The following is a 10,370-nucleotide window of genomic DNA, read 5'->3' as shown; positions in this document are numbered from 1 at the left end:
ACGATCCACTCCCGGGAGGCTTCGGGGCACCGCCCTGGGGACACTACGATCCCTGTGCGAGGAGCTCGCTGGGAACGGCCGATGGCATCACGCCTTCGTCCCATGCCCGAGTAGACGCGACAAGGCGCTGAGCCGAACTGGCGTCGAAAGGGCTCGCGGCGAAGGATGGCTGCAGGCCCGGTAAGCGCGGCCCGGAGACTTAAGAACGCCGATAAGCGGAGCGCCACGGGGCGTGCGGAGGGTGGCTCAATCCCTCCGCGCCGCATCCTGGCTCAATGGAAGCGGCCTGATACCCAACCGCGCCTCGCGGCGCTCCGCTGCCCCTCATCTCTCAACGCCCCCGCCCGGCGGCGTGGGCGGCGATGATGCGCGTCCTTTCGCGGTGAAGCGCGGGCAACCCGCTGCCGCAGCGAAGCCGGCTTTTGCAGCGTTCGACGCTTCGCGGGCCGGTCCCGGACAAGTCCGCGATCGGCGGGAAGGGCAGGGCGGGAGAGCACCGCCGACGATCGAGGTGGCGACAGGGCGGCCGCGCCTTGCCCGGTGACGGCAGGCCCGCCCTTCTCCACACGGGAAACGGGTTCATCGCGCCTTTTCGGGCCCGATTAGGGTAAGCTCACCGCGCAAAGCGATTCACGGAACCCTCCCCATGGCCAAAAAGACCCCCGAACAGCTCGCCCAGGAATTCGAGGGCCGCAAGGCCAAGGGGCTGGCCAAGGGCGGGGCGGCGTATTGGCCCAACATCATCGCCAATGCCGTGCTGAAGCTCACCGCGGCGCGGGCCGAGATTTCGCCGGAAACGCTGATCGAGATGATCGAGCGCGAGGCGCCGACGCTGGAGATCACGGTCCGGTCCGGCGCGACGGAGGCGGTCGCGCGGTTGAAGCAGGCCATCGCCAAGGGAGCGTGAGGCGCGGGCTTGAGGCGCGACGGGCGTGAGACGCGATCTCTTGGGGGCGGTGGCGGATGGATAATCGCGCGGGTGAGATGGATGTCTTCGTCACGGCGGCGGATGCCGGGAGCTTCTCGGCGGCCGGGCGCAAGCTCAACCTCTCGCCCTCGGCCGTCAGCAAGCTGATCAGCCGCGTCGAGGACCGGCTCGGCACGCGGCTTCTGGTGCGCACGACGCGCGCCCTGCAGCTCACGCCGGAAGGCGAGGTCTATCTGGCGCGGGCGCGGCGCATCCTCGCCGAGATCGAGGAGACGGAGAGCGCGCTCTCCAGCGGGGCGCGGGCGGTGCCGCGCGGCCGGCTCAGGGTCAGCGTCTCCGTCGGCTTCGGGGTGATGTATGTCCTGCCGCGGGTGCAGGAATTCCTGACGCTCTATCCCGAGATCGAGCTGGACATCTCGCTGAACGACGAGGTGATCGACCTGGTCGAGGAGCGCGCGGACATCGCCATCCGCGCCGGCATCCTGCGGGATTCCCGGCTCAAGGCGCGCAAGCTCCTGGAGACGCGCCGCATCGTCATCGCCTCGCCCGCCTATCTCGAACGGCACGGCACGCCCCGGACCCCGGACGATCTCGAGCGGTTCAACTGCCTGCGCTTCAATTTCCGCTCGAGCTTCGACGAATGGCTGTTCCGCGATCCGGCAAGCGGCGAGCGCTTCAGCCGCACGGTCGCCGGGAACTTCCTGGCCAATAGCGGCGCCACGCTGCGCAATCTCTGCCTGCGCGGCATGGGGCTGGCGCGGCTCGGCCGGTTCCATGTCGAGCCGGATCTCGCCGCGGGCCGGCTCGTGCCGGTGCTGGAGGCCTATGACGCGGATGACCGCGAGCTGATCCACGCCGTCTTCGCCGGCCACGAGCATATGGCGGGGCGCATCCGCGCCTTCGTCGATTTTCTCGCCGAGCGGATGCGGGAGCCTCAGGCGGTTTCCGGCTCGCCGCCCTTGGCGAGATAGCGCTCGACCGAGACGACGACCTTGTCGTCGAGCGGGCCGATCGCCGCCTCGTCCTTGTCCTTGTAGGGGATCGCCCGCAGGACATGGCGGATGGCGTTGAGCCTAGCGCGCAGCTTGTCGTTGCTGCGCACGACGACCCAGGGCGCGTCTTTCGTCGAGGTGCGGCCGAGCATCTCGTCGAAGGCGCGGGAATAATCGTCGAAGCGCGGGATCGCCTCGAAGTCGATCGGCGAGAGCTTCCAGCGCTTGAGCGGATCGTGCCAGCGGGCATGCAGGCGCATCATCTGCATCTCGCGGCCGATGGTCAGGAAGAGCTTGACGATGCGGATGCCGCCGCGCGTCAGCATGCCCTCGAAGACGGGGGCCTCGCGCAGGAAGCTCTCGGTCTGCTCCGGCGTGCAGAAGCCCATGACGCGCTCGACCCCGGCGCGGTTGTACCAGGAGCGGTCGAAGAAGACGATCTCGCCGGCCGTCGGCATTTCGGCGGCGTAGCGCTGGAAATACCACTGCCCCTTCTCGGTGTCCGAGGGCTTGGGCAGGGCGACGATGCGGGCCTGGCGCGGATTGAGATGCTGGGTGAAGCGGGCGATGGTGCCGCCCTTGCCGGCGCCGTCGCGGCCCTCGAAGACGACGACGATGCGCTCGCCATGCTTCTGGGCCCAGCGCATCAGCTTCTGCAGTTCGATCTGCAGCGGCTCCAATTCGCGGTTGTAGCGCTTGCGCTTCATCCGCTTGCCATAGGGGTAGTCGCCGCTGTGATAGGCCGCGTCGACGATCGCTTCCGGCAGGGTATCGGCCTCGATGTCGAAGCCCTTGGCCTTGCCGGCCTTTCGGGCCTTGCCGGTGCTCTTGGACTTGCCCGGCTTGGGCGGCCGCTTCTCCTTCGGGGTCGATTGCGTCGCCGGCAGCTGGATCAGGTTTTCGATCTCGGCGCCTGAGAATTTCTTCGCCATCGTTTCTGTCTCCTCGCCGGGGCGAGCCCGTTTCTTCCCCGGTGGAGCCTAGCCGGCTACCGCGCCGAAGGGAATTGACGCCCTCTGCCGTTCCGCGCAGGAAGAGCCGAGCCGGCAACGGCCGGCAGCTTCGGACGTTCCATGATCGACACCGCCGTTTTCCCCATCGCCGCTGCGCGCGGCTTCGTCGAGGCGCTCGGCACTGCCGTCGTGCTGCTCGACGAGCTCGGCGTCGCGCAGGCGCTGAGCCCGGCGATGCGCGCGCTGATCCCGGGGCTCGAGACCGGCAAGCTCCTGGCGCTGGTGCTGCGCGACCCCGACCTGATCGAGGCGATCGAGGCGGTGGCGCTGGATGGCGGGCGCAAGACGATCGAGCTCGTCGAGCGCGTTCCGGTGGAGCGGACCTTCCGCATCCACATCGCCGCGCTTGCCGGGCGGGCCGAGCGCCGTCCGACGCTCCTGACCTTCGAGGATCTGAGCGAGCAGCGCGTCATCGAGCGCATGCGCGTCGATTTCGTCGCCAATGCCAGCCATGAATTGCGCACGCCGCTGGCCTCGCTGCTCGGCTTCGTCGAGACGCTGCAGGGGCCGGCGCGCAACGACGAGAAGGCCCGCGAACGCTTCCTCGGCATCATGCGCGAGCAGGGCTTGCGCATGGCGCGGCTCGTCGACGACCTGCTCTCGCTGTCGCGGATCGAGCAGCGCGCCCATGTCGCGCCCGACGCGCCGGTGGATCTCGCCGGCATCGCGCGCGAGATCGTCGATTCCCTCGCGCTGCTGGCGCGCGAGCGCGAGGTGACCCTCAAGCTGAAGGCGCCGTCCGAACCGCTGCAGGTGCCGGGGGACCGGGACGAGTTGCTGCGGCTGATGGAGAACCTGGTCGAGAACGCGATCAAATACGGCAAGCGCGGCGGCGAGGTCGCAATCGCGGTCGAGATTCATGACGGGGAGGCCAGCGTCTGCGTCCGCGACGACGGGCCGGGCATCGCGCCCGAGCATCTTCCGCGCCTGACCGAGCGCTTCTACCGCGTCGATACGGCCGCCAGCCGCGAGGCCGGCGGCACGGGGCTGGGCCTCGCCATCGTCAAGCACATCGTGCTGCGCCATCGTGGCCGGCTCACCATCGAGAGCAAGCCGGGGCAGGGCGCTGCCTTCAAGGCGATCCTGCCGCGCTACGGAACGGGCCGCAGCGCGGCCTGAGCCCTGACAATCCGGAACGGCCTGAGCCTTTGTTCTGGCGACGAGCAAATATTGGCACTCGGAGACCTAATAAGCCGCTGATATCATTGACGCAGATCAGCGCTTTGACCACGCGATCCGTGGTTCGGAGCTCCTTCCTGGCTTGAGTCATCGTCGGATCTTCGAGTGCCCTCCGACGCACGAGGCCTCGGATTTCATCGGCGTCAAGTATCAACGAACTGAGTCCGTGGAGATCCGGTCGGCGCCGAACTCTGGATAGTTTCTGCGCGAGGAGAAGTTTGACGATGTCGATCTGGCTGCAATACGCGCGCTTCGCGGCTGTGTGAAGATCCTCACCGGGAGCATCCGCTTCGTCGGCGATCGGCATAGCTGCCGCCGGTGACGTTGAAGAAGCATAGATATAGCTCTCGGCATGATGGAAAAGCCCTGCGCCGCCCAGCACAGGAGCCGCCATAGATCGGCTGCGGACCGAAGCAGTCGCGAAGGCGGGCGATCTTGGCCGCGAGCCGGTCGAGTATTCGTTTCGGATGATCGCGATGAGATCGTCCGAAAAGCCCCGGTTGATCTCTGCTGAAATTCGTGCAATTAAATGACCGACCGGTCGGTTGATAAAAACAAGACAGCGGATTTCGGAGGAGACACCGTGGCGGACGCTTTCATCTGCGATGCGGTTCGGACGCCCGTCGGCCGTTATGGCGGAGCGCTTTCCAGCGTCCGTGCCGATGATCTTGCGGCGATTCCCCTTGCGGCGCTGATGCAGCGCAATCCGTCCGTCGATTGGGCCGAGGTCGACGATGTCATTCTCGGCTGCGCCAATCAGGCCGGCGAGGATAATCGCAATGTCGCGCGGATGGCCGTGCTCCTGTCCGGGCTGCCGGTCGATGTTCCCGGCACCACGGTCAACCGGCTTTGCGGCTCGGGTCTCGATGCGCTCGGCCTGGTCGCTCGCTCAATCCGCGCCGGCGACTGCGATCTAATGATCGCCGGCGGCGTCGAGAGTATGTCGCGCGCGCCTTTCGTGATGCCGAAGGCGGATGCCGCCTTCTCGCGCGCCATTGCCGCGTACGACACGACGATCGGTTGGCGCTTCGTCAATTCGAAGATGAAGAAGGCCTACGGCATCGATTCCATGCCTGAGACGGCCGACAATGTCGCGTCGGATTTCTCGGTGTCGCGCGCCGATCAGGATGCCTTCGCTCTACGTAGCCAGCAGCGCTGGGCCGCCGCCCAAGCGGCGGGCCGGTTCGCCGACGAGATGGCACCGGTCTCCGTCCTGCAGAAGAGGGGCGATCCGCTTGTCGTGGATCGCGACGAGCATCCGCGCCCTGATGCGACGCTGGAGCAGTTGGCGAAGCTGAAGGGCGTCAACGGCCCCGATCTTGGCGTGACCGCGGGCAATGCCTCTGGTGTCAACGATGGCTCAGCCGCGCTGATCGTGGCGAGCGAACAGGCCGCGCAGGCGAACGGCCTGACGCCGCGCGCTCGCGTCGTCGCTATGGCTGCTGCCGGGGTCGCCCCGCGCATCATGGGCATTGGTCCGGTACCAGCGGTGCGCAAGGTGCTGCAACGTGCAGGACTCGAGCTCGCGCAGATGGACGTGATCGAACTCAACGAGGCGTTTGCAGCGCAGGGGCTCGCCGTACTGCGCGAACTCGGTCTGCCAGACAACGCTCCGCATGTGAACCCGAACGGCGGCGCGATCGCGCTCGGCCATCCGTTGGGAGCGAGCGGCGCCCGGCTGGCGACGACGGCGATGTGGCAACTCCAGCGCACCGGCGGACGTTTCGCCCTGTGCACGATGTGCGTCGGGGTCGGACAGGGGATTGCAGTGATCCTCGAGCGCGTCTGACGCGCGAACCGGAAGAGGAGGCGAGCCGATGTATGCCCAGATGGTGAAGACCGAGGCGAAGCGCGTCTGCAGACTCGACGAGATGGAGCCGCAGGAGCGCGCCTTCCAGGAGCGTATCGACGCCGGCCAGAAGATCGAGCCGAAGGAGTGGATGCCGGAGGATTACCGCAAGACGCTGATCCGCCAGATCAGCCAGCACGCCCATTCCGAGATCGTCGGCCAATTGCCGGAGGGCAACTGGATCACCCGCGCGCCGACGCTGGGGCGCAAGGCGATCCTGCTCGCTAAGGTCCAGGACGAGGCCGGCCACGGCCTCTATCTCTATTGCGCGGCCGAGACGCTCGGCATCAGTCGTGACCAGATGTACGAGCAGCTCCATTCCGGCAAGGCGAAGTACTCCTCGATCTTCAACTATCCGACGCTGAGCTGGGCCGATATCGGCGCGATCGGCTGGCTGGTCGACGGCGCCGCGATCATGAACCAGGTGCCGCTGCAGCGCTGCTCCTATGGCCCTTACGCCCGCGCCATGGTGCGCATCTGCAAGGAAGAAAGCTTCCACCAGCGCCAGGGCTTCGACATCATGACGGTGCTCAGCAAGGGCACGCCGGAGCAGAAGGCGATGGCGCAGGACGCGCTCGACCGCTGGTGGTGGCCGTCGCTGATGATGTTCGGCCCCTCCGACGACGCCTCGGTGCATTCGGCGCAGTCGATGGCCTGGAACATCAAGCAGGATTCCAACGACGAGCTGCGCCAGAAATTCGTCGACCAGACCGTGCCGCAGGCCAAGTATCTCGGCCTCACCGTCCCCGATCCCGCGCTGAAATGGAACGAGGCGAAGGGCGGCCATGATTTCGGCGAGCCGGACTGGACCGAGTTCTTTGCGGTCATCGCCGGGGAAGGGCCGTGCAATCGCGAGCGGCTGGAGGCGCGGCGCAAGGCCTGGAACGACGGCGCCTGGTTCCGCGAGGGGCTCACTGCCCATGCGGAGAAGCAGGCGGCGCGGCGCCAGGCCGCCAGGATCGCCGCCGAGTAACACTCCGACGGAAGGGAGCTGATGATGTCGAGCGAATGGCCCCTCTGGGAGGTTTTCATCCGCGGCCAGCACGGCCTCAACCACCGGCATGTCGGCAGCCTGCACGCGCCGGATGCCGAGATGGCGATCCTCAATGCCCGCGACGTCTATACGCGCCGCAATGAGGGCGTCAGCATCTGGGTGGTGCGCTCGGCCGACATCGTCGCCAGTGCGCCCTCCGACAAGGGCCCGCTGTTCGACCCAGCCAACGCCAAGGTCTACCGGCACCCGACCTTCTTCGACGTGCCGGACGAAGTGGGGCACATGTGATGAGCGCTTCGGCCTCTTCCTCGGCGGTCGCCGAGTTCGCGCTGCGCATGGGCGACAACTGCCTGATCCTCGGCCATCGCAACTCGGAATGGTGCGGCCATTCCCCGGCGCTGGAAGAGGACATCGCGCTCGCCAATACCGCACTCGACCTGATCGGCCAGACCCAGCTCTGGCTCGGGCTCGCCTGCGAGGCCGAGGGCAAGGGCCGCACGCCCGACAATCTCGCCTTCCTGCGCGACGTCTCCGGCTATCGCAATCTCCTGCTGGTCGAGCAGCCCAACGGCGATTTCGGCCGCACGCTGATGCGGCAATATCTGTTCGACGCCTGGCATCTGCCGCTGCTGAAGGCGCTGATGGTCTCGGTCGACAGGCGCATCGCCGAGATCGCCGAGAAGGCCTCCAAGGAGGTCGCCTATCACCTCGAGCGCAGCGCCGATCTGGTCGTCCGCCTCGGCGACGGCACTGCCGAAAGCCATGCTCGCATGCAGGCCGCTCTGGATTTCCTCTGGCCCTATACCGGCGAGATGTTCCTTGCCGACGCGCTCGACGAGGAGCTGGCGGCATCAGGCCTCGCGCCGGAGCCGGGCTCGCTGAAGGCCGCCTGGCAGGAGCATGTCGGCCGGACCCTGGCCGAGGCGACATTGAAGGCGCCGGAAAAGAGCTTCGCCCAGAAGGGCGGCCGGCGCGGCGTCCATTCCGAGCATCTCGGCTTCATCCTGGCGGAGATGCAGTTCCTGCAGCGCGCCTATCCCGGCGCCAGCTGGTGAGGAGGCGCTGATGGACGCCGCCACCATTTCCCGTCCGGCCGTCGCCGAGATCTGGTCCTGGCTCGGCGAGATCCCCGATCCCGAGATCCCGGTGATCTCGCTGGTCGATCTCGGCATCATCCGCGACGTGGCCTGGGCTGGCGATCTGCTGGAGGTGACGGTGACGCCGACCTATTCCGGCTGCCCGGCGACCGGAGTGATCAATTTCGAGATCGAGCGCGGCCTGCGCGAGCGCGGCATCGAGAAGTTCGTCCTGAAGCGGCAATTGTCGCCGGCCTGGACCACAGCCTGGATCAGCGCCGAGGGCCGCGCCAAGCTGCGCGACTACGGCATCGCTCCGCCGGTCGAGGGCACCTCCGCCTGCGCCGGCGCGCTGGTGCCGCTCAAAGTCAGCTGCCCACGCTGCGGCTCGTCGCGGACCGACCGCGTCAGCCAGTTTGGCTCGACGCCGTGCAAGGCGCATTTCCGCTGCACCGACTGCCTGGAACCGTTCGACTACTTCAAGAGCATCTGAGGGACCGATGGCCCGCTTCTTTCCGCTGGAGGTCGCCGATATCCGCCGCGAGACGCGCGATGCGGTGGTCGTCACGCTCGCGCCACGACTTGAGGACCGCGCCACCTTCGACTTCACCCAAGGCCAGTACCTGACCTTCCGCCGGGATTTCGAGGGCGAGGAGCTGCGCCGCTCCTATTCGATCTGCGCCGGCAAGGACGAGGGCATCCTCAAGGTCGGCATCAAGCGCGTCGATGGCGGCGCCTTCTCGACCTGGGCGAACGAGGAGCTGAAGCCCGGCGACGTGGTCGAGGCGATGCCGCCGATGGGCGCCTTCCATGTGCCGCTGAAGCCGGAGGAGAAGCGGCATTATCTCGGCTTCGCCGGCGGCAGCGGCATCACGCCGGTGCTCTCGCTGATCAAGACGACATTGGCGCGCGAGCCGGGATCGCGCTTCACGCTGGTCTACGGCAACCGCTCGGTTAGTTCGATCATGTTCCGCGAGGAGCTGGAGGACATCAAGAACACCCATCTTGGCCGCTTCAACGTCGTGCATGTGCTGGAGAGCGAGGCGCAGGAGGTCGAGCTGTTCTCCGGGCGCATCGACGCCGAGAAATGCGCCAGGCTGTTCAAGGGCTGGATCAACATCGCCGCCATCGACATGGCCTTCATCTGCGGCCCCGAGCCGATGATGCTGGCGATCGCGGCGGCCTTGCGCGAGCACGGCCTGCGCGACGACCAGATCAAGTTCGAGCTGTTCGCCTCCGCGCCGCGCCGCGGCAAGCATGTCGTCAGGACCGCAGCCGACACCGGCAAGGCCGCGACCTGCACTGCGACGATCACCCTCGACGGCACCACACGGGTGATCGAGATGGCCAAGACCGGGCAGACCATCCTGGAGGCTGCGCTCGGCGCCAGTCTCGATGCGCCCTATGCCTGCAAGGCCGGCGTCTGCTCGACCTGCCGCGCCATGGTCGTCGAAGGCGAGGTCGAGATGGCGACCAACCATGCCCTCGAGGACTACGAGGTCCGCCAGGGCTATGTGCTGAGCTGCCAGTGCTATCCGCTCTCGGACCGGGTGGTGGTGACCTATGACCAGTGACGCCGACACCATGCCGCTCGAAGCCTATCTGGCGCAGGGCGGCAAGCTGACCACGCCCGAGAACGCCCCGCCGCGCTATCGCGGCGAGTTGCTGCGGCTGATGGCGACCTTCGTCGACAGCGAATTGGCCGGAGCCGCCGGCTTCGCGGATATCATCAATCAGGGGCCGGGCATCAAGGAGCGTATCGCGGCATCCCGCATCGTGCTGGAGAAGCTCGACCATGCCGAGCGTGTGCTCGCCGTGATGGGTGAGTTCGGCGCCGACATCTCGCGCTATGCCAATCACCATCCCTGGGCCGAGCGCGTCGCGCGCGACAGCGATCTCGGCGCCGCCCGCCACGGCGCCGACATGCGGCTCGCCGTGCTGCATTATCCGCTGCAGGGCTGGCTCGACGCGGTCGTGATGAACGTGCTGATGGGCCACGCCGTGGTGATCCAGATCGAGGAATTCGCGGGGCTTTCCTACCAGCCGCTCGGCGAGATCTTCCGCGCCATCCTGCCGCGTGAGCGCCGGCATAAGGAACTTGGCGAGGAAGGCTTGCGGAAGCTTTTGGAGGACGCCGGCAATCGGCCGCTGGTTGCCGACGCGCTCGCTTATTGGCGCCCGCGCGTCGCGGCGAGCTTCGGCCGCGGCAGCTCGGCGCATTTCGAAACGCAGAGGAAGTTCGGCCTGCGCCGTACCGGCAATGCCGAGCTCGCTGCCGCCTGGGAGCGGCAGGTGGGCGAGCTCCTGCACGCCATCGGCATGGCCTGACCCGCACACCT

The 10,370-nt window shown here is 67.2% G+C and carries 11 protein-coding genes; 10 read left to right on the top strand and 1 reads right to left on the bottom strand.

Annotated features, from left to right (window positions below):
- Positions 1 to 646 precede the first annotated feature (646 nt).
- On the top strand, positions 647 to 907 hold the full coding sequence (locus GY40_RS07310; RefSeq protein WP_038359832.1) for a hypothetical protein: 261 nt from the start codon (positions 647 to 649) through the stop codon (positions 905 to 907).
- Between the two features lie 56 nt (positions 908 to 963).
- A complete protein-coding gene (locus GY40_RS07305) occupies positions 964 to 1,899 on the top strand; it encodes a LysR family transcriptional regulator (protein ID WP_038359830.1) in 936 nt (311 codons plus the stop codon).
- Here GY40_RS07305 and ppk2 read toward each other — a convergent pair.
- Positions 1,863 to 2,852: a polyphosphate kinase 2 gene (gene ppk2 / locus GY40_RS07300; RefSeq protein WP_081925208.1), complete on the bottom strand. Its 990-nt coding sequence runs from the start codon at positions 2,850 to 2,852 to the stop codon at positions 1,863 to 1,865. The genes GY40_RS07305 and ppk2 overlap by 37 nt on opposite strands.
- Positions 2,853 to 2,993: 141 nt before the next feature.
- Here ppk2 and GY40_RS07295 point away from each other — a divergent pair, with 141 nt between their 5' ends.
- The 8 genes from GY40_RS07295 to GY40_RS07260 all read left to right on the top strand — a co-directional run bounded on the left by GY40_RS07295 (position 2,994) and on the right by GY40_RS07260 (position 10,359).
- Entirely contained in the window at positions 2,994 to 4,052 is a 1,059-nt protein-coding gene (locus GY40_RS07295) for an ATP-binding protein (RefSeq protein ID WP_038359828.1), read from the top strand.
- Positions 4,053 to 4,695: 643 nt separating this feature from the next.
- A complete protein-coding gene (gene pcaF / locus GY40_RS07290) occupies positions 4,696 to 5,901 on the top strand; it encodes a 3-oxoadipyl-CoA thiolase (RefSeq protein WP_038360408.1) in 1,206 nt (401 codons plus the stop codon).
- Between the two features lie 28 nt (positions 5,902 to 5,929).
- The gene (paaA, locus tag GY40_RS07285) at positions 5,930 to 6,934 is read left to right on the top strand and encodes a 1,2-phenylacetyl-CoA epoxidase subunit PaaA (RefSeq protein ID WP_038359827.1); all 1,005 of its coding nucleotides are present in this window, start codon (positions 5,930 to 5,932) and stop codon (positions 6,932 to 6,934) included.
- Positions 6,935 to 6,958: 24 nt separating this feature from the next.
- Positions 6,959 to 7,243 (top strand): 1,2-phenylacetyl-CoA epoxidase subunit PaaB, encoded by a 285-nt coding sequence (gene paaB / locus GY40_RS07280; RefSeq protein ID WP_038360406.1) that lies wholly within the window; start codon positions 6,959 to 6,961, stop codon positions 7,241 to 7,243.
- On the top strand, positions 7,243 to 8,010 hold the full coding sequence (gene paaC / locus GY40_RS07275) for a 1,2-phenylacetyl-CoA epoxidase subunit PaaC (protein ID WP_038359825.1): 768 nt from the start codon (positions 7,243 to 7,245) through the stop codon (positions 8,008 to 8,010). The genes paaB and paaC overlap by 1 nt, the downstream gene beginning before the upstream one ends.
- A gap of 10 nt (positions 8,011 to 8,020) precedes the next feature.
- Complete coding sequence (gene paaD, locus GY40_RS07270; RefSeq protein ID WP_038359823.1) at positions 8,021 to 8,524, top strand: 1,2-phenylacetyl-CoA epoxidase subunit PaaD; 504 nt, start codon at positions 8,021 to 8,023, stop codon at positions 8,522 to 8,524.
- A gap of 7 nt (positions 8,525 to 8,531) precedes the next feature.
- Positions 8,532 to 9,605 carry a 1,2-phenylacetyl-CoA epoxidase subunit PaaE gene (paaE, locus tag GY40_RS07265; protein ID WP_038359822.1) on the top strand — a complete coding sequence of 358 codons (1,074 nt, stop codon included), beginning with the start codon at positions 8,532 to 8,534 and terminating at the stop codon, positions 9,603 to 9,605.
- Positions 9,595 to 10,359 (top strand): Phenylacetic acid catabolic protein, encoded by a 765-nt coding sequence (locus tag GY40_RS07260; RefSeq protein WP_038359821.1) that lies wholly within the window; start codon positions 9,595 to 9,597, stop codon positions 10,357 to 10,359. The genes paaE and GY40_RS07260 overlap by 11 nt, the downstream gene beginning before the upstream one ends.
- The last annotated feature ends 11 nt before the right edge of the window (positions 10,360 to 10,370 follow it).

This window comes from Allobosea sp. UNC402CLCol (assembly GCF_000745475.1).
GTDB classification, from domain to species: domain Bacteria; phylum Pseudomonadota; class Alphaproteobacteria; order Rhizobiales; family Beijerinckiaceae; genus Allobosea; species Allobosea spartocytisi.
The sequence above is the reverse complement of the archived record's forward strand: the minus strand, read 5'-3'. Positions and strand labels throughout refer to the sequence as shown.

What these genes read in the sequence shown, in the direction of transcription:
- GY40_RS07310 (WP_038359832.1), top strand. Translation starts at nt 647, where the DNA reads ATGGCCAAAAAGACCCCCGAACAGCTCGCCCAGGAATTCGAGGGCCGC.
- GY40_RS07305 (WP_038359830.1), top strand. Translation starts at nt 964, where the DNA reads ATGGATAATCGCGCGGGTGAGATGGATGTCTTCGTCACGGCGGCGGAT.
- ppk2 (WP_081925208.1), bottom strand. Translation starts at nt 2,852, where the DNA reads ATGGCGAAGAAATTCTCAGGCGCCGAGATCGAAAACCTGATCCAGCTG.
- GY40_RS07295 (WP_038359828.1), top strand. Translation starts at nt 2,994, where the DNA reads ATGATCGACACCGCCGTTTTCCCCATCGCCGCTGCGCGCGGCTTCGTC.
- paaA (WP_038359827.1), top strand. Translation starts at nt 5,930, where the DNA reads ATGTATGCCCAGATGGTGAAGACCGAGGCGAAGCGCGTCTGCAGACTC.
- paaB (WP_038360406.1), top strand. Translation starts at nt 6,959, where the DNA reads ATGTCGAGCGAATGGCCCCTCTGGGAGGTTTTCATCCGCGGCCAGCAC.
- paaC (WP_038359825.1), top strand. Translation starts at nt 7,243, where the DNA reads ATGAGCGCTTCGGCCTCTTCCTCGGCGGTCGCCGAGTTCGCGCTGCGC.
- paaD (WP_038359823.1), top strand. Translation starts at nt 8,021, where the DNA reads ATGGACGCCGCCACCATTTCCCGTCCGGCCGTCGCCGAGATCTGGTCC.
- paaE (WP_038359822.1), top strand. Translation starts at nt 8,532, where the DNA reads ATGGCCCGCTTCTTTCCGCTGGAGGTCGCCGATATCCGCCGCGAGACG.
- GY40_RS07260 (WP_038359821.1), top strand. Translation starts at nt 9,595, where the DNA reads ATGACCAGTGACGCCGACACCATGCCGCTCGAAGCCTATCTGGCGCAG.